This window comes from Aeromonas sp. 602200 (assembly GCF_049173895.1).
Taxonomy (GTDB): Bacteria; Pseudomonadota; Gammaproteobacteria; order Enterobacterales; family Aeromonadaceae; genus Aeromonas; species Aeromonas veronii_A.
On the sequence record NZ_JAAKSL010000005.1, the window covers coordinates 155,857 to 173,422 of the forward strand.

Sequence of the window (17,566 nt, forward strand, 5' to 3'; positions counted from 1 at the left end):
TGCCAACCCGTCGGCAAGACGATTTAAAACAGCTCGTTACGAGAGTGGAGAAGAAGATTGAGTCTATTGAGCCAGGTTAGTGCCTCCCTGTTGGCCCCGAACGACCTCGATGAAGGGCGCCTGCAGCAGCTGCTCGGCAGCTTGATGAGCCATCAGGTGGAGTTCGGCGATCTCTATTTCCAGCGCAGCTGGCACGAGTCCTGGATGTTGGAAGATGGCATCGTCAAGGATGGCAGCTACAACATCGATCAAGGGGTCGGGGTGCGCGCCGTCAGCGGCGAGAAGACCGGTTTCGCCTACTCGGACGAGCTGAGCCTGCTGGCGCTGCAACAGTCGGTGACTGCCGCTCGAGGCATCGCCGCAGCAGGTGCTCACGGCAAGGTGAAGGCGTGGGCCCGTACCGAAGCGAACCTGCTCTATCCGGCCATGGATCCGCTGCAGACCCTCGACAAGCATCAGAAGATCGCCCTGCTGGAGCAGATGGACAAGTTCGCCAGAAGTCTGGATCCTGCCATCAATCAGGTGATGGCCTCCATCAGCGGTGTCTACGAAGAGGTGCTGGTGGCTGCGACCGACGGCACCCTGGCCGCCGATGTGCGTCCGCTGGTGCGGTTGTCGGTGACCGTGATCGCCGAGAAGGGCGATCGCCGCGAACGTGGCAGTGCCGGTGGCGGCGGCCGCTTTGGTTACGACTGGTTCCTCGAACTGGACGGGCTGGAGAGCCGCGCCTTTGGCTATGTGCGTGAAGCGGTGCGTCAGGCGCTGGTCAATCTGGAAGCCATCGACGCGCCAGCCGGCACCATGCCGGTGGTGCTGGGCTCCGGCTGGCCTGGCGTGCTGCTGCACGAGGCGGTGGGTCATGGTCTGGAGGGGGATTTCAACCGCAAGGGATCTTCCGCGTTTGCCGGCCGCATCGGCGAGCAGGTGGCCTCCAAACACTGCACCATCGTCGATGACGGCACCCTGCCGGGTCGGCGCGGCTCAGTCTCCATCGATGACGAGGGGACGCCGGGGGGCTACAACGTGCTGATCGAGAACGGCATCCTCAAGGGCTATCTGCAGGACAAGCAGAACGCCCGTCTTATGGGAGTGCCGCTCACCGGCAACGGCCGCCGCGAATCCTACGCTGCCATGCCGATGCCGCGCATGACCAACACCTACATGCTGGCGGGCCAGTATGATCCTGCCGAGATCATCGCCTCGGTGAAGAAGGGCATTTATGCCCCCAACTTCGGTGGCGGTCAGGTGGACATCACCTCCGGCAAGTTTGTCTTCTCCGCCTCCGAGGCCTACCTCATCGAGGATGGCAAGATCACTGCCCCCATCAAGGGCGCGACCCTGATCGGCAACGGCCCCGAGGCGATGAGCCTGGTCTCCATGGTGGGGAGCGACTTGGCGCTGGATCGCGGGGTCGGCATCTGCGGCAAGGAGGGGCAGAGCGTGCCGGTCGGTGTCGGCCAACCCACCCTTAAACTGGATCAGCTCACCGTGGGTGGCACCCAGTAAGCCTCGACGCAGCACAAGAACAGAGAGAAATCATGCTTACCCTGTCGAAAATATCCAATATCCGGAGCCAGCTCTCTCCTAGCGAGCTCAAGATTGCCGATTACATCCTCTCCTGCCCGGAGCAGGTGACTCGCTTCTCCTCCCAGGAGCTGGCCCAGCAGGCGGAGGTGAGCCAGTCGAGCATAGTGAAGTTCACCCAGAAGATCGGGTTCAAGGGCTTCACCGCCTTCAAGCTGGCGGTTAGCGAGGATCTGGGGCGCAAGCATGCCATCAAGACCGACAATGTCGGTGATCTCTACAATGGCATCGGGCGGGACGATGATCTGGAGACCATGGCCAAGAAGCTGGCGCAGGAGAAGATCAACTCCATCGTCGAGACCACTCAGGCCCTCGACAGTGCTCTGCTGAAGCAGGTACTCGATACCATAGATGGCGCCGGGCGGGTGCAGCTGGTGGGGATTGGCGGTTCGGCACTGACTGCCAAGGATCTCTGGTACAAGTTGCTCAAGATCGGCGTAACTACCCTGTTTGCCCAGGATAGCCATGTGCAGATCTCCATCGCCCAGACCCTGGGGCCGGGTGATGTGCAACTGGTCATCTCCTATTCTGGCGCCAGCCGTGATGTGCTGGCGGCGGCCGAGCTGGCCAAGCGCAATGGTGCCACCCTGATTGCCGTGACTTCGTTCCGGCAAACCCAGTTGCGCCAGATGGCCGACATGGTGCTGGATACGGTGGCGGAGGAGAACGAGTTGCGTATCTCTTCCATCTCCTCCCGTACCGCCCAGAACACCATTACCGACATCCTGTTCCTCGGCCTGGTGCAGCGCAGAGACGAGCGAGCCTGGGCCCTGATTGACGGTACCCGGGATGCCATCGACCGACTCAACAAGGAGTGAGGTCGGCTCTGCCTCTGTATCATCCGTACAACAAAAAACCACCTGAACAGGTGGTTTTTTGTTGTCTGCTAGAGGTCAAGGGCCCAGCGGATAAAGGCTTTACGCCGCTTGGCATCGGCCGCCAGATAGAGTTCCCGCAGGGTGGCATCCGCCTGCTCCGGCGTAAGTGCCGAAGCGGTATGAATGGTAGTTGCGGCTTGTGTTGCGAAAATGGGGGGCGGACTTGCTGTTGGTGTATGGCTCGCCAGCAGGGCCTGGTAATCGGTGCCCAGACCATCCTGGTTGCGTGGCAGGGCTTGTAGTGCCAGCGGTTGTGAGGTGCCCTTGTCGTCACTCAGCAGCAGGGCCGGGCTGGCGGCAAACTGGCGGATAGCCGAGGATCTGGTCAGCACCGGGGTGGTCAGTTGCAGCGTCCCTTGTGATGGTGCTGTAAGGGTGAGCAGCAGAGGAGCCGAGGTCACGCGTCCCTGGCTCTCGTTGGTGGAGCGAGGGTCACTTGGGCTGTCAAAGCGGACCAGCAGTCGGGACTCTCCCGCCGGGAGCTCAATGATCCGGGTGAAGGCCGAGGGTTTGCCCTGTGGCGAGGCGAGCAGGGTGAGGGTATCGGCCAGCTCCAGTCGGGCGGCCGTGGCCGGTACACTGAGCAGCAGGGCAAACAGGGGGGATAATAGTAGGGGAGAGAGCAGGGAGGATCGTGCCATCATAAGACTCCATGAAGGAGCCGGCCCGCAGGCCGGCAACCAGATCAGAATTCGTAGCGCAGGCCGAGGTGGTAGAAGCTCTCGCTGTTGCTGCTGCCACCAAAGCTGGTGATGGTGCTACCAGCCAGACCATCTTCACCATTGCGGATCACATAGGCGCTGTAGAGGGAAGATCGCGGGGTGAGCTTGTATTGCAGCTCCAGCGTAGTATCGCGCAGAGCCATCTGGTCGCCACCCTCGTTGACGAGGTGACGATAGCCTGCGCGGGCCGCCCACTTCTGGTTGATGTCATACACCGCGGTCAGTTCCCACACCTTGTCTTCACTGTCGGCACGGCCATCGCGATAGGTCACCTGATCCTTGCTATAGAGGGCACCCAACATCAGAGGGCCGAGATAGTAGCGGGTACCGATCCCGGCGAAGCGATACTCATCGGCATTGGGATCGACCTTGCTGCCACTGCTCTGGGCGGCTTTGGTCTGCTGATACGCCACGACTGGAGCCAGTTTACCTGCATTGCCCAGATCGAAGGTGTAGCGCAGGGCGCTGTTGTAGCCGTAATCAAGATCCGAGGTACCGTTACCAAGGATGTAGGCGAGCGAGAGATCCAGATTGCCGAGGGTGTTCTGGTACTGCAGGGTGCCATCCTGACGGAACACCTGCACGGCGGTGGAGTCCACCTTGTTGGCCTGACGGGCCATGGAGACGTCGGAGGCGGCAAACACATCGCCGATATCGGTGAACATGATGAGGCCGGAAGAGACGCGCCCGCCGGTCACCTTGCCCCACTGACCACCATCAATCCCTGCCCAGACGTAACGGGCGGTGAGATCGCTGCTGTTCTTCTGCACGTTGTTGGCGTATTCGGCTGCATTGACCTGATATTGCGCCATGCCGATCACTGCGACATCGTCATTGACGGTCTGACGGGCGGTAAAGCCGATACGGCCATCGAAGTCACCCTGATCATTGCCGCTCTTCTTGTCGGAAATATTGAAGCCAAGACGGCCGTAGAGGTCGACGTTGGAGCCATCGTCAGCCTGATAGATGACGGCCGCATGAGCGGAACCTGTGCCGAGCAGTGCGGGAAGAACCAGAGCAAGCATGGATTTTTTCATTTTTTATCGTTCCTGTACGGGCTCTGTGCCAGAGCCGGGATGAGTTCGGCCATGACCCCGATTGCTCGGGGCCAGACCTTGGCTAGAAATCCGGAGGAGGGATTAACTCAGATCGACGTTCTTGCAGCCGAACATCAGGGTGAAGAGGTAGCCGCCGAGGTAGGCAACGGCGAGGCCGACCGCATAGACCATCATGCCGGGGAAGATCCCCTGGGCGGAGGTCATCAGCGGCAGGGCGACGATACCGGAGGGGCCAAAGACGGTGTTGAGGCCGACCGGCAGACCCAGCCAGGAGATCAGGCCAACCACGAAGCCCCCCAGCGAACCACCGCAGCAGGCCGTGATAAAGGGTTTGATCCGCGGCAGGGTGACGCCGTAGATGAGCGGCTCACCGACCCCCAGAATGCCCGGAATGATGGTGCCCTTCACCTGAGTGCGCAGTAGGGAATCCTTGCCTGCCCGGCTGTAGAGCGCCAGCGCAGCCCCTACCTGTCCGGCACCGGCCAGCGCCAGGATAGGAAACAGGGAGTTGAAGCCCTGGGCATCCATCAGCGCAAAGTAGACGGGAACGAACCCCTGGTGGATGCCAAACATCACCGAGATGAGGAACAGGCCAGCCAGAATAGCGGTACCGAACGGGTTGCCATTGAGGTTGATGAAGAGCCAGGACATGCCGTTATAGAGCTGCACGCCGAGGGGCATGATCAGGATAAAGGTGACGGCTCCCATGATCAGCAGGGTGATGCAGGAAGTGAGGATCATATCCAGACTGTCCGGCATGTAGCGGCGAACCTGGCGCTCAACCGAGGCGCCTATGATGCAGGCGATCAGCACGCCGATGATGTTGCCGCGGGGATCGATCTGATGGCCGAAGAAGTCGGTGATACCGGAGTAGATGCCGCTGCTGGCCTGAGGGTCATAACCCATGACAAACAGAGAGGCGATGATGGCACCGTTGACGCCGGAGCCACCAAACGCCTTCTGGGCGTTGTAGCCGATCAGGATGCTGAGGAAGCTGAACAGTCCCTTGCTGAAGAGCTTCATGTAGCCGACGAATTCGGCCAGCATGCCCCCTGTCTGCTGTCCTTCCAGCAACAGGGTCTGTTCGATCAGGGTGGCACAGCCGAGCAGCAGACCCGCAGCGATAAAACCGGGGATCAGCGGAGTGAAAATGGTGGCAAACTTGGCCAGGAAGCGGTGCGCCGCACTGCTCTGCTTCTGCTTCAGCGCCTGCTTGTTGGCGGCGGCGATGTCGCCAAGATCCGCAGGTTGCGGGCGGGGGGCGGTGAGGATGCCAGCGTCCGTACTCAGCATACCGTTCATCATTTCGCAGGCGGTCTGGGCTTTGCCCGGACCAAGCACGATCTGGAACTGGTTGTCGCTTTCAATCACCCCCATCACCCCGGCGATCCGTTTGATAGTATCGCGATCGGCATGCAGGCTGTCCGCCAGGCTCAGCCGCAAGCGGGTCATGCAGTGGCCACAGTTGGTGATGTTATCCCGGCCGCCGATGGCCTGGATGATCTGGCCAATCATGGAATCAGTTATTTTTGCCATAAAGAACCCGGTCAGTCTGATGTGAGGGGGCGGATGCCCCCGCTTATGTTGTTATCCTGTCGCCATTGCTGGCGCGGCCAATGTGCGGTCGGCCGATTAATCTGTGCATTTGCTGATAAAGCCGCCGCTGCTTTTCAGCCGCTCTCGTGCTTCGCTGGCGGAGATATTGGCCAGGATCATTACGATGGCGGTCTTGCAGTGGCTATCCGCGGCGGCAAGAGCCTGCTCGGCCGTGCCACGGTCACATTCGGTTGCTTCCATGACGATGCGCTTCTGGCGTTCCACCAGTTTGGCGTTGGTCGCCTCCACATCTACCATCAGATTGCCGTAGACCTTGCCGGTGCGGATCATGGCACCGGTCGAGAGCATATTGAGGATCAGCTTCTGGGCTGTGCCCGCTTTCATGCGGGAGGAGCCGGTCACTATCTCGGGTCCGACCACGGCGACCATGCTTATGTCGGCCGCTTTGGCGAGCGGGCTGCCCGGGTTGCAGCTGATGCTGCACACTGTGGCACCCAGGCTCCTGGCATACTGCATGGCGCCCAGCACATAGGGGGTTCGCCCGCTGGCTGCGATACCCACCAGTACATCGTTGGCACTGAAGTGGATGTTTTTAAGATCGTTGGCACCGAGTTCTGCATCGTCTTCGGCATTCTCCACCGCCTGCAGTATGGCCTTGTGGCCCCCGGCAATCAGGCCGATGACCCGTTCGGCAGAGACACCGTAGGTGGGTGGGCATTCGCTGGCATCCAGAATGCCGAGGCGCCCGGAGGTGCCTGCCCCGATGTAGATCAAGCGGCCGCCTTTGCCAAATGCCGCAGCAATAGCATCGACCGCCTTGGCGATCTCGGGCAGCAGTCGGCCTACAGCCACTGCAACGTGTTGATCTTCTTGATTGATGATCCGCAGCATATCCAGCGTCGGGAGCTGATCGATCTCGATGCTGGCTGGATTGCGGGTTTCGGTAATCATGCTTGATAGGTCAATGGTCATCGCTTCCTCTACTTCAGGTCGTCGCCATTCCCGGCGTAAATCATCTTTTTTGATGTTGGCCATCATGAACGATTTTTGATTTTTATTATGAGATCAGCATCGCATAATTAATTATTCCAGTTATTTTGTTTTTAAAGGAGATAAAATTCCATTAGAGGAGTATGGAGAGAAGAGGGGGTGACAGGGGGATTGGCTAGCCTGCTTGATGGGAATGCAACAAAAAGCCCCGGTCAGTAGGCCGGGGCTTGCAGAATCATCGGTGTTAATTGACCGAGATGGCGCGGGCGTCGATGAAGTAACGGGCCTTGCCCTGTTTGTCGATCTGGATTTTGGCGAGCAGCCTCTCTTGCTGCCGGTGTTCCCACAGTTGTTCTATGTTGGCAAGGGCTGGATTGGCTATGCCGAGCACATTCAGGTATTCGTGAAACAGGCTATGACTGCCGATTTCGGTCAGCATCTTGGTCATATGGGCACTCTTCTGGAACAAGGGGGGCAGATACAAGATAGCCATGTCGAGCTGAATGAGTGCTGTACAAAAAACAGACAGGCTTTTCGTGCAACAACAGCGATGCAGCGGGTCGGGGAGTATGGGAGCTCAGATTACAAAAAGCCCCGGTCAGTGGACCGGGGCTGGCTGGTTATTCGGTATCAGTTGATGGATATGGCGCGAGCATCGATGAAGTAACGGGCATTGCCCTGCTTATCGATCTGGATTTTGGCGACCAGCTGCTCCCGCTTTTTATATTCCCAGTGTTGCTCAATCTTGGCGAGGGATGGGCTCGCAATCCCAACCACGTTCAGGTACTCGTGAAACAGGCTATGGCTCCCTATTTCGGTCAGCATCTTGTCCATCTGCATACTCTCCTGAAGTTGAGTGGGTATTCATCAACAAACCTATCAGCGTCCGTCTGAATAAAGTCTGTATAAAAAACAAACTAACCCATTTTTGTGTCAGTAACATGATCAGGAACAAGATCAGTGCAGATCGTCAGGGACTTTTTGATACCGTTTTCAATCAGAGCTGGCGGGCTTTTGCGGCAACTGATCAAACGTGCCGGAAGCCTGCGGTAGCGCCGGTGCGGTTTGCATGGTCTGGCCGCCGTGGAAGACCGGATCCTGTGCCACTTCCTTGATGCCGTTGATGCAAAACTGCATACCCATGCAGACCAGCAGGAAGCCCATGATGCGGGTCATGGCATCGATGCCGGTGGCGCCAAGGATCTTGCAGACCGGATCCGCCAGCTTCAATACTCCCCAGCTGATCAGGCTCATCAGGGCAAATGCAGTGACCATGGCGCCATAGATAGTGAGGCGGTTGTACTCGTCAGGCAGCTCGGCAATCTGGGCTGCCCCGCTTATTACCAGCGCCATGGTGCCCGGCCCGCACATGCTGGGCATGGTGAGTGGTACGAAGGCGATGCTCTGGTTGATATCGACCCCGCTCTGCTGGCTGGGGGCGGGGAACAGCATGCGAAAGCCGATAAAGCCGATGATGAGCCCCCCGGCCAGGCGCAAACCCGGGATGGAGATCCCGAACAGATCCAGAATCGAAGATCCGATAAAGAAGGTGATGCAGAGGGTGCAGAACAGATAGATGGCCGCCATATTGACCTGACGGCGCACGTGTTCGCGCGACATCCCCTTGCTCAGCCCCAGCAACAGGGTGGCTGTGGTGGGGGGATTGACCATGGGCAGCAGCGCCAGCAAGGCGAGAAATACGACCTGAAAGAACATGTTGAGCCTCGGGTAGCAGGGATGAATGGGAATACCTTGATCCAGGTGGTCACCTGACTCAAGAGGGAGGCTATCTTATGCTGGCGAAACTGAACATAAGCAGTACAAAAAAGCCCCGGCAGATACCGGGGCTTGATGTTCGGTTCAGGCCGCTTGCGGCGCTTTCTGTTGCCGGATGGCCCGTTGCTGGAACCAGAGCCAGAGGCCGATGGCAAAACCCAGCACCGACAGGCTTACCACATAGTGGGAGGGGGCCAGCATGTCGCTCTTCATCCAGAGGGTCACCGCCATCGGGGTGAGGCCGCCGAAGATGGCGTAGGCCACGTTGTAGGAGAACGACAGACCTGAGAAGCGCACCACCGGCGGGAAGGCGTTGACCATCACGTAAGGCACGGCGCCGACAATCCCGACCGCAAAGCCTGCCAGCATGTAGAGCGGTACCAGCTGGCTCGTACCGGCCGCCAGACCGTGATAGAAGGCGTAGCTGGAGCCCGCCAGCAGCAGGGAGCCGAACATGAAGGTGAGACCGCTGCCCAGCAGGTCGATCAGTCGGCCATAGACGATGCAGCCGAGGGTCAGGGCAATGATCGCCAGCGAGTTGGCGGTCAGGGCGTCAGTCGGGCTGATGCCATAGACCTTCTGCAGATAGGTGGGGGTCATCAGGATCACCACCACGATACCGGCGGAGAGCAGCCAGGTGAGCAGCATGGAGACCACCACGCTGCTCTTGTGGTTGCGCAGTACCGACTTGAGGGGGAGTTCGTCAGCCAAGGTCTTGTTGGCCTTCATCTCGGCGAAGACCGGGGTCTCGTGCAACCAGCGACGCAGGTACATGGCGACGATGCCGAAGATACCGCCCAGCAGGAAGGGCACTCGCCAGCCCCAGTCACTCACTTCGGCCGGGGTCAGGCTCTTGTTGACCGCAGTGGCGATGAGGGAGCCGAGCAGGATGCCGGCCGTCAATCCCGCCGTGAGCGTGCCGCAGGCGACCCCGACCCGACGGGCAGGAACGTGCTCGGCGACAAACACCCAGGCGCCCGGCACTTCACCGCCGATGGCGGCGCCTTGCAGGATCCGCAGTCCCAGCAGGGCGATGGGGGCGCCGATGCCGAGCACCGCATAGGTAGGCAGCAGACCGATCAACAGGGTCGGCAGCGCCATCATGATGATGCTGAGGGTGAACATCCGCTTGCGACCGATGAGATCGCCAAAGTGGGCCATGATGATGCCGCCGAGCGGGCGGGCCAGATAACCGGCGGCGAAGATGCCGAAGGTCTGGAACTGGCGCAGCCACTCGGGAATGTCGGCCGGGAAGAACAGCTCGCCGATGACCACGGCGAAGAAGACGAAGATGATGAAGTCGTAAAACTCCAACGCACCGCCGAGGGCAGCCAGACTCAGAGTTTTGTAATCCTGTCGATTGAGGGGGCGGGCGTGATCGTGTTGTTGTGTGGTCGTGGTCATATCCGTATGTTTCCCATCGGTTTTTTTAGTTATTGTCACCCCGGACAAGGGGTATATACAGGTGATCGAGAGTATGCTGCCTGCCTCTTGTGTGTAAATCGCGCAATTCGCAACACTGTCTTGCATCTTTTTGGGGCAATCCGAGTGCCCCGCTGGCGGAGGAATGATGGAAAAGAAACGGGTACTGCTCTCCTGGAGCAGCGGCAAGGATTGCGCATGGGCTCTGCATCAGTTGCGGCAGGATCCCGCCATCGAGGTGGTGGGGCTGTTTACCACCCTCAATCAGGCATTCGAGCGGGTGGCGATGCACGGGGTGCGCAAGCAGCTGTTGACCGAACAGGCCGCCTGCGTCGGGCTGCCCCTCATCACCATCGATCTGCCCTGGCCCTGCAGCAACGAGGATTACGCCCGCATCATGACCGGCTTTATCGCCGATGTGGTGGCACAGGGGATCCGCCATATGGCCTTTGGCGACTTGTTCCTTGAGGATGTGCGCGCCTACCGTGAAAAGCAGCTGGCAGGCACCGGCATCGAACCACTGTTCCCGCTGTGGGGCAGCAATACCCGTGAACTGGCGTCGCAGATGGTGGCCGCTGGGTTGAAGGCGCGGATCAGTGTTCTCGACCCGAACAAGCTGGATGCCAGCTTGGGTGGCCACGATTTTGACGAGGCACTGCTGGCGGCGCTGCCGGCGGGGGTCGATCCGTGCGGCGAGAACGGCGAGTTTCACACCCTGGCCTATGATGGCCCCATGTTCTCCCGTCCGCTCGGCATTCGGGTCGGCGAGACAGTGGTGCGCGACGGCTTTGTCTTTACCGATCTGCTGCCAATCTAGGATTAATTATCGGGCGTCAAATGCTCCCTTTTGCAGGAGCTTTCACAGATTTGAAGGGCGGGATGGGGGCACTATTGGCCCCCTCTTTTGATTGAAGATGACAACCTGCCTTATGAAACACATCTCTCGTCCGGCGCTGCTTGCCTCCTTGCTGGCTGCCGCCCTCTCTCAGCCTGCCGTGGCGGGTCAAGCCGCTACCGTTCAGCCTATCCCTGCCGGTGTCACCACCGTCACTCTGGCCCAGCAGGCGCCGATCCACTGGGTGTCAGTGGAGCAGATTGCCAAGAGTCTGGATGGCCTGCCCCCGATGGCAGTCGGGTTTGATATCGACGATACCCTGCTCTTCTCCAGCCCGGGTTTTTATCGCGGCAAGCAGGAGTTCTCACCCAACGACGAGAGCTATCTGAAGAACTCCGCCTTCTGGGAGAAGATGAATAACGGCTGGGATGCGTTCAGCATACCGAAAGAGGTTGGCAAGGCGCTCATCGCCATGCATCTCAAGCGTGGTGACCACATCTATTTCGTCACCGGTCGCTCGGCCACCAAGACCGAAACCGTGAGCCAGACTCTGCAGCAGACCATGAATATTCCGGCCGACCAGCTCAATCCGGTGATCTTCGCCGGTGGCCAGCGGGGCAGAACACCAAGGTGCAGTGGCTCAAGGATAAGCCGATGGCGCTCTTCTACGGTGATATCAAGGCGGCGCAGGAGGTCGGCATTCGCGGCATTCGGCTGCTGCGGGCCGCCAACTCCAGCTATCGACCACTGCCGTTGGCAGGGGCGCTGGGGGAAGAGGTGGTCATCAACTCCCAGTTCTGATCCGGAGCGGATCCATACAACAAGGGCGGGGCCATTGGCGCCCGCCCTTCTGTTTTGAAGGAGTCATGCAAAGGCGTAGCGCCTTGGTCAGCTCCGGTTATCAGTCAGCCCACGGCATCTCGGGCAGGCTGTCGAGGAATTCGCCGTAGCGGGTCAGATTGAAGGGGCCCTGATCGGCCTCCATCGCCATCAGCTCGGCCCCTAGGGCGCAGGCGATATATTGCAACGCCTCTTCCCGCGGGGTGCCCTTCATCACCAGCCGCATCAGGGTCGCCTTCACATGGGGAGGGTGACCATCGTTGAGCTGGTTCTCCACCATCTCCAGCAGCGTCTCTTCGTCAAAAAATTCCTGAGTGTCGTTCATGGGATATCCGCAACAGTGAATGTGGCGGCCAGTATAGCCTGAATGTGACTAACACCTTGAATGGCCAGCGAATAAACAATCCGATGAGGAGGCCATTTGTTACCCATAATTAGGAAGAGTTTGCCAAGGCAAACAGGTTGGAACACAGATAACATGGATGGACACGCCTATGCCCACGATAGATTCCCTGCTGGCCGAGCCCAAGCTACTGCCCCAGATCCCGGAAGTGATGCGCGATTTGATCCAGACCTTCAATGAAAAGGATCCGGATCTGCTGAAGATCAGCAAGTTGATCAACAAGGACCCTGTCATCTCCGCCAAGTTGCTGCGGCTGGCCAACTCGGCCAAATTCGGCAGCAGTCGTCAGATCGGCACCGTCAATGAAGCCGCGGTGCGGCTTGGACTGGCGATGGTGCGCAACATGGTGCTGGCCTGCGGGCTCACCGAATCGGTCAAGGCCGTGCCCGGCATTGATCTCAAACATTTCTGGGGCTGCGTCTTCAACGTGGCTGAACTGGCCCGCCGTCTGGCGGTGAAGAAAGGGATGAAGGGAGATGAGGTTTTTACCTGCGCTCTGCTGCACGATCTTGGCCGGCTGGTGATGCACGTGGGGCTGCCTGAAAACACTGTCCACCACATTCACGATCTGGAGCTGCACAAGGGGCGGGCCAAGGCAGAAGAGCTGGTGGTTGGCTTCAACTATGCCCAGGTCGGGGCGGCCATGGCTCGTTACTGGAAGTTTCCCGATACCATCAGCAATGCGGTGGAGTATCACTACAATCCCATGCTGGCCAAGGTATTTTCCGCCGAGGCCGGGTTGATCCATCTGGCCATTGTGCTGGCGGCCCAGTCCGATGTGGGGGAAGAGGCGCCCCCTGAGTGGCCCCACAAGGTGGCAGATGCGTTGGGGCTGAGCTGGGCCGATTGCGCTGCCCAGTTCACTGCGCTGCGCGAGCAGGGCAACGGCTATGCCGGACTGCTGGCCGCCTGAGCCCGTTTCTCCCATCTCGTCAGGGGTCGCACTGCGGCCCCTTTTGTATGAGTGATGGTGCCACAGGCTTGCCAGCCCGGGAGTGACGGGGCACTCTTTGCCCTTCACTTTCCGTTTGAGAGCCCTTGCCATGATTGCATCCTCCCGCCTGATCCTGCGCGAAATGATCGCCACCGACGCCCCCTTCATCCTTGAGCTGCTCAATGACGGTGACTTCTATCGCTACATCGGTGATCGGGGCATTCGCACCCTCGAACAGGCGCAGGAGTATATCCAGCAGGGGCCGGCAGTCAGCTATGCCCGCTATGGTCACGGGCTCTATCTGGTGGAGCGCAAAGAGGACGGTGCCAGCCTCGGTATATGCGGTCTGATCAAGCGCGATACCCTGGAGCAGGTCGATATCGGTTACGCCTTCCTGCCGCAATATCGCGGTCAGGGCTACGCCATTGAAGCGGCGCAGGCCGCTCTTGCCGATGGCAAAAGCCGGTTGGGGATCGGGCAGGTAGTTGCCATCGTCACTCCGGGTAACGAGCGATCCATCGGCCTGCTGGCCAAGCTGGGGCTGGTGCACAGTCGACTGGTCAAATTGAGCGAAGATGCCGATGAGTGCCTGCTGCTGGAGCAGTGATCAAGGTCAGAGAGCTGAAAAGCGAATGGCGAGGTGGCTGTCAGGCTGAGTGACAAGCAAGAGGCCGGGTCTGGCTAAAGGCGTGAGAGAAGCAAAGAGGCCGCCGTGAGTTGCGGCCTGTCTGCATCGGGCGCTGCCGGAGGGCAGGCAGGATCAGTTGAGGTCTTCGATGGAAGACTCGCCGCATTCATATAAGTGTTTGATTATTATATTTTTAATTGTTTTGGTTAAGTGTTTTTTATTTTTTTACCCCACACTAAACCCCGCTCAGTCAAAATGCTCTCTGCTGGTGGCCGGCATAGAGCGTTTGGCCAGTGAGCCGTTTCCTCTCCTCTGGTGGTGATAACTCAGCCAGCGGAATGGGCTGTGTTGTCGTTTTCACTGCGTCATGGACGTGAGGTGGCAGGGATTATTTCATCTATCAGTTTGGTTGGGTCGAGATCCCGTTAGCCGCTGCAGCAGGTTGTCTGTCAAGGTTGCTCTGGCAGCCTTCCAATCAGCGATGTTGCGAGGCCTCATCTCGCATAGGTGGAAAAAGCGTGCCTCATGACGATCTGTGCGGCTCCCTTATGCTCATTGAGCTATTGGCTGCCAATGATGTAGAGCGCTACGCCAGGAGTCATTACATATGCTCATGTACACCAACCTGAAACCTGTGGTCTGTGATAAACCTTGCTCACCCAATATCTGGCAAATGTACGGATGGTATTGGCCGAAATTATTTATAATTATTTGTAATTTAAAAATATAAGCAGTTGGTGATCACAATAATGAATATGTCTCGATTTTTTTATTTTTCATGAAATCTATTTTCGGTAGGGTTTTATAGCAATCAACAAACCGAGAGACGTAAATAATGAAAAACACGACCTTGGCAATTGCCATTTCAATGGCGCTGTCTGTCCCCGCCATTGCCGGCACAGTGTCAGAACATGAAGCCGATAATCGCAATGGATATATCCAGTTGCAGCCTTCCGAAAATAATGAACAACTCCTGACAGATGCAGTCAATGCAGAGATTATCAATTTTCCTGACAAGAATATGGAAGCCGCGGTCAAATCTGCGTTGGGTATTGCTGAGGCAGATCCTGTGACGACTCAGGATATGCTGGCGCTGGATAGTCTCAATGCTGTCGGTAAACATATCGAGAACCTGACCGGGTTACAGTTTGCCACCAATCTTGTTTCACTGGATGTGACGGACAACGATATCAGTGATATTTCCGCAATCAGTGAACTGCCGCTCTCCACGCTGAAAATAGCGGCCAACCGTCTCGCTGATATCCATCAACTTGGCAGAATATCTACGCTGACCATGCTGGATATCTCGGGAAATGGGATTGATTCACTGAGCCCGATTGCGGATCTGATGAATCTGACCTCCTTGTCCGTCAGCGATAACCCGATAGATGACCTATCCCCGCTGGGAAAGATGAGCAAGCTCAAGCAGCTTGAGGTGGCATCAGCCAAGATCTCCACCCTGGAGTTTATGCCTGCGACCCTGGTTGGTCTGAATATTTCGAATAACAAGATGGCGGATTGGTCCGGCATGGCCAACCTGTCTGCTTTGCAGAAGCTGGATGTGTCGGGGTGTCGCCTGGATGACCTCGAGAAGATAGTGCATGGGCCGCGCTATCTGGCGAAGCTGACTGCCGATGACAACTACATCAGCAACACTCGGCCGCTGGCCTATCTGCACGACAACACCAGTGTGTCATTGAAGAATCAACATGTGGTGATGGCGGATACGGTGCAGGGGAAATGGCTCAAGATCGTTTTGCGCACTCCGCAAGACGAGGTACCAGAGATTGTCTGGGCGACGCCCGGCAGCTATGACGAGACGAACAACCTGCTGGTATGGGAAGGGGCAGGCCAGAATTCACTGACATGGTCCTACGAGAGCAGCAACAAGAAGGTGATTGCCAGCGGTAGCGTTGTGCAGCAGGTATTCCAGCCTTAATATGCGGCTGGCTTTTATGGCACTACCTCCATGACTCCCGGCAGGTAGTGCCATTTTTTTTAACTAAATGAGGAAGAGAGAGACCATCCCGGACAGGGTATGGAAAACAAAATTGACGTGAATCAAGCGGATATGATTCATCTTTAATGTTCATTCAGATTTGCATCTTGATCAGATAAAATCACGGTCACGAGCCCCCCCTGGATGGGGGCTTTGTTGTTATGGATGCTCTTATCTCTATGTTTTTAAGGGTATTTTTATGAAATTAATCGTAATTTAACCGCATGGGCTTTCAGTGCTAACATTTTCGCTCCATTTAATTGCCAAAAGGTAGCGAAATGTTTCGTAAAAGGGCTGATGTGGATGTTCTTTTCCCTAAGCCAACTGAATCATCGGGATGGAAGCCGAAGAAAAACTATGAGCTGGACTACATAAATATACCTATAAAGTACATAAAAACGCTGGTGTATATACTGGTAGTCATAGTTGCTGTATTGGACATATATTTTGCTTTTGAGATCTATTTCGAATATAGCGGTTGGCTGGTATGTAAAGGGGTGGCTAATGAATCCTGCTTTTTGGGGTGGTAGTCACATTCAAGTTTGCTGATTGATGAGCATCATGCTGGAAATAAATTATCACATTGGTGATGACATCACCTTTATTCCATCGCGTTATTGTCTGGTCAAAGAAAGGGGAGATGCTACCCGCGAAGTACATTTAAGCCAGAAAGAGTGCCAACTGCTGGAGTTTTTCTGTGAACACCCCCAGCAGGTGATGTCCAGAGAGGAGTTTATCTCTGCATTGTGGAACAACAGTGAAAGCAGCGACGCGGGTCTGAATAAAAATATCCTGATGATCCGGCGCAAGCTGGAGTCCCTGGGGGTGATGGACTCTATCCGTACCGTGCCCAGAGTGGGTTACATGATGGATCTGACCATCCTGAAAGAGGAGCTGATCATTGACGACGCCCCCGACACTGTCACCCATGATGCGCTGGTCGGAGAGCTGGTTGATGAAACGGACACAGGCCGCGATCTGTTTGACGAGCCCCCCTTGCTGCAACCCGCATGGCACCGCAGCAGGGTTATCCGCAAGCGTGGCATCATGGTCTCGTTGCTGCTTGGGCTGCTAGGTCTGCTTGTTCTGGCTGGCTGGTTTCTGCTGGCGGAAGAAGAGAGCCTGCCCTATCTGACCAAAAAGATAACCACCCGGCACGGCATCATCTATCGCGTGGATGGGGCCAATCCGCCGATTTCCAGCGCCACTCTGGAGATGATTGACAAGGCTTCTGCGCAGTCGGCGGAGAGCGAATACCGGATGATGATTGCCGACCACCTGATATCGCTGGTCTCTTATGAAGGCGATCGGCCCCTGTGGGAGAAGGTCTATTTCGTTCAGCATGATGCGTCGCTGGAGCCTCAGCTAAGGTGCATCGCACAGCATCTCTCTGTGCCCCCCTTCCGTGATTTTCCGGCACCCATGGGGGAGGGGTATTACAACAACGTCAATTTCTATGCGCCTTGTGATGGGACAGAACATCCCGTATTGGCGATGCAGGTCAGACACAAGGGGTATGGTGCGCCGATCCACGAATTCGTGCAGGAGGTCTCGTTGGTGACGCCAGCCGGTGAGGAGATGGCAGAGCTGACGCTCCTCAAAACCCGTGATGGCAGGCTGACGGAGATCAACGGCCGCTATCCCGATTACGTCATGAAAGCCCATCTGCAGAGTGTGCACGTCAAGGCGCTGGAGTCGGAGCTGCTGACCCCCTATCGGGCGGCTGTCATGAGCATTATGACCAGCGAAGAGGAGCACTTGCGTTACACCCTGGAGGCGCAAAAAGTGCTGCATGCCTCCACCGTGCATGGCGGTTTTCTGATGCTGTCGCGCAGGGCGCCAGAATAAGCGCTCTGCCCGGATGCCCCGGCGGGCTCTCGGCAAGGGCTGCGCTGTCACTTATCCCACCAAGGCTGGCTTGTGCCAGCCTTTTCTTTCTT

17 protein-coding genes are annotated in these 17,566 nt (G+C 57.4%); 8 read left to right on the top strand and 9 right to left on the bottom strand.

Annotation, left to right across the window (positions count from 1 at the left end):
• The first annotated feature begins 57 nt into the window (after positions 1 to 57).
• Complete coding sequence (gene tldD, locus G5221_RS08775; RefSeq protein ID WP_337073124.1) at positions 58 to 1,506, top strand: metalloprotease TldD; 1,449 nt, start codon at positions 58 to 60, stop codon at positions 1,504 to 1,506.
• Positions 1,507 to 1,538: 32 nt separating this feature from the next.
• A complete protein-coding gene (locus G5221_RS08780) occupies positions 1,539 to 2,402 on the top strand; it encodes an SIS domain-containing protein (RefSeq protein WP_005342915.1) in 864 nt (287 codons plus the stop codon).
• A gap of 68 nt (positions 2,403 to 2,470) precedes the next feature.
• Here G5221_RS08780 and G5221_RS08785 read toward each other — a convergent pair whose 3' ends face one another.
• The 8 genes from G5221_RS08785 to G5221_RS08820 form a co-directional block, all read right to left on the bottom strand.
• The gene (locus G5221_RS08785; protein WP_421263109.1) at positions 2,471 to 3,106 is read right to left on the bottom strand and encodes a DUF2057 family protein; all 636 of its coding nucleotides are present in this window, start codon (positions 3,104 to 3,106) and stop codon (positions 2,471 to 2,473) included.
• 41 nt (positions 3,107 to 3,147) lie between these two features.
• The gene (locus G5221_RS08790) at positions 3,148 to 4,221 is read right to left on the bottom strand and encodes a porin (RefSeq protein WP_421263110.1); all 1,074 of its coding nucleotides are present in this window, start codon (positions 4,219 to 4,221) and stop codon (positions 3,148 to 3,150) included.
• A gap of 102 nt (positions 4,222 to 4,323) precedes the next feature.
• Positions 4,324 to 5,778: a PTS N-acetylmuramic acid transporter subunit IIBC gene (gene murP, locus G5221_RS08795; protein ID WP_421263111.1), complete on the bottom strand. Its 1,455-nt coding sequence runs from the start codon at positions 5,776 to 5,778 to the stop codon at positions 4,324 to 4,326.
• 96 nt (positions 5,779 to 5,874) lie between these two features.
• Positions 5,875 to 6,771 carry an N-acetylmuramic acid 6-phosphate etherase gene (gene murQ, locus G5221_RS08800; RefSeq protein WP_421250820.1) on the bottom strand — a complete coding sequence of 299 codons (897 nt, stop codon included), beginning with the start codon at positions 6,769 to 6,771 and terminating at the stop codon, positions 5,875 to 5,877.
• 262 nt (positions 6,772 to 7,033) lie between these two features.
• On the bottom strand, positions 7,034 to 7,237 hold the full coding sequence (locus G5221_RS08805) for a hypothetical protein (RefSeq protein ID WP_041209699.1): 204 nt from the start codon (positions 7,235 to 7,237) through the stop codon (positions 7,034 to 7,036).
• Between the two features lie 182 nt (positions 7,238 to 7,419).
• On the bottom strand, positions 7,420 to 7,623 hold the full coding sequence (locus G5221_RS08810) for a hypothetical protein (protein ID WP_005342922.1): 204 nt from the start codon (positions 7,621 to 7,623) through the stop codon (positions 7,420 to 7,422).
• 159 nt (positions 7,624 to 7,782) lie between these two features.
• Complete coding sequence (locus G5221_RS08815; protein ID WP_288728861.1) at positions 7,783 to 8,505, bottom strand: MarC family NAAT transporter; 723 nt, start codon at positions 8,503 to 8,505, stop codon at positions 7,783 to 7,785.
• Positions 8,506 to 8,649: 144 nt separating this feature from the next.
• Positions 8,650 to 9,969 carry an MFS transporter gene (locus G5221_RS08820; protein WP_421263112.1) on the bottom strand — a complete coding sequence of 440 codons (1,320 nt, stop codon included), beginning with the start codon at positions 9,967 to 9,969 and terminating at the stop codon, positions 8,650 to 8,652.
• A 166-nt stretch (positions 9,970 to 10,135) separates the two neighbouring features.
• Here G5221_RS08820 and G5221_RS08825 point away from each other — a divergent pair, with 166 nt between their 5' ends.
• Together G5221_RS08825 and aphA are read left to right on the top strand one after the other, a co-directional pair.
• Positions 10,136 to 10,804, top strand: coding sequence for an ATP-binding protein (locus G5221_RS08825; protein WP_421263133.1), 669 nt, complete (start codon positions 10,136 to 10,138; stop codon positions 10,802 to 10,804).
• Positions 10,805 to 10,916: 112 nt separating this feature from the next.
• Positions 10,917 to 11,681 (top strand): acid phosphatase AphA, encoded by a 765-nt coding sequence (gene aphA / locus G5221_RS08830; protein WP_421263113.1) that lies wholly within the window; start codon positions 10,917 to 10,919, stop codon positions 11,679 to 11,681.
• Positions 11,682 to 11,723: 42 nt separating this feature from the next.
• Here the strand turns inward: aphA and G5221_RS08835 are convergent, their stop codons facing one another.
• Positions 11,724 to 11,987 carry a hypothetical protein gene (locus G5221_RS08835; protein ID WP_042658108.1) on the bottom strand — a complete coding sequence of 88 codons (264 nt, stop codon included), beginning with the start codon at positions 11,985 to 11,987 and terminating at the stop codon, positions 11,724 to 11,726.
• Positions 11,988 to 12,156: 169 nt separating this feature from the next.
• Here G5221_RS08835 and G5221_RS08840 point away from each other — a divergent pair, with 169 nt between their 5' ends.
• From G5221_RS08840 to G5221_RS08855, 4 genes are all read left to right on the top strand, one after another.
• Positions 12,157 to 12,978, top strand: coding sequence for an HDOD domain-containing protein (locus G5221_RS08840; RefSeq protein ID WP_201937502.1), 822 nt, complete (start codon positions 12,157 to 12,159; stop codon positions 12,976 to 12,978).
• A 130-nt stretch (positions 12,979 to 13,108) separates the two neighbouring features.
• A complete protein-coding gene (locus G5221_RS08845) occupies positions 13,109 to 13,606 on the top strand; it encodes a GNAT family N-acetyltransferase (protein ID WP_421263114.1) in 498 nt (165 codons plus the stop codon).
• An 856-nt stretch (positions 13,607 to 14,462) separates the two neighbouring features.
• Positions 14,463 to 15,566 (top strand): leucine-rich repeat domain-containing protein, encoded by a 1,104-nt coding sequence (locus tag G5221_RS08850; RefSeq protein WP_421263115.1) that lies wholly within the window; start codon positions 14,463 to 14,465, stop codon positions 15,564 to 15,566.
• Between the two features lie 621 nt (positions 15,567 to 16,187).
• Positions 16,188 to 17,474: a winged helix-turn-helix domain-containing protein gene (locus tag G5221_RS08855; RefSeq protein WP_421254363.1), complete on the top strand. Its 1,287-nt coding sequence runs from the start codon at positions 16,188 to 16,190 to the stop codon at positions 17,472 to 17,474.
• The last annotated feature ends 92 nt before the right edge of the window (positions 17,475 to 17,566 follow it).